Raw genomic sequence first — 501 nt, forward strand, 5'->3', positions numbered from 1 at the left:
GAAAATCGCTCCGTTTGCGAGCAGACGCCGCTACGATTGCAAGCGCCTACAGTTACAAGTTTTGCATCAGATTGAAACCCACAGGAATCCGGCCTCTTTCCTGATGCAAAAATCTGATGCACCATTTTGGCTATGATCTACGGCTATGCGCGCGTCTCAACCACCGGCCAGGACTTGGCCCAGCAGATCGCCCAGCTCACCGATGCTGGGTGCGTGAAAATCTACCGCGAGAAGATTAGCGGAGCGAATGCCGAGCGTCCCCAGCTCAAGCGCGCGATCGGCGCACTAGATGATGGCGACGTGCTGATGGTGACGGCAACAGACCGCCTTGCCCGCAACACCCGCGATCTGTTGAATATCCTCCATGCAGTGAAGGAGGCCGGGGCTGGCTTCCGATCATTGGCCGAGCCGATGGTTGATACGACTTCCCAATTTGCAGAGGTAATTGTAGGCGCTTGCAATCGTAGCGGCGTCTGCTCGCAAACGGAGCGATTTTCTGCT

1 protein-coding gene is annotated in these 501 nt (G+C 56.3%); it reads left to right on the plus strand.

All coding sequences use genetic code 11. The features are described from left to right. Nucleotides 1–132: 132 nt before the first annotated feature. Nucleotides 133–501: recombinase family protein (locus M529_RS25370; protein WP_021316089.1), on the plus strand; the 369-nt coding region annotated here is incomplete at its 3' end.

It is taken from the genome of Sphingobium ummariense RL-3 (assembly GCF_000447205.1).
GTDB lineage: Bacteria > Pseudomonadota > Alphaproteobacteria > Sphingomonadales > Sphingomonadaceae > Sphingobium > Sphingobium ummariense.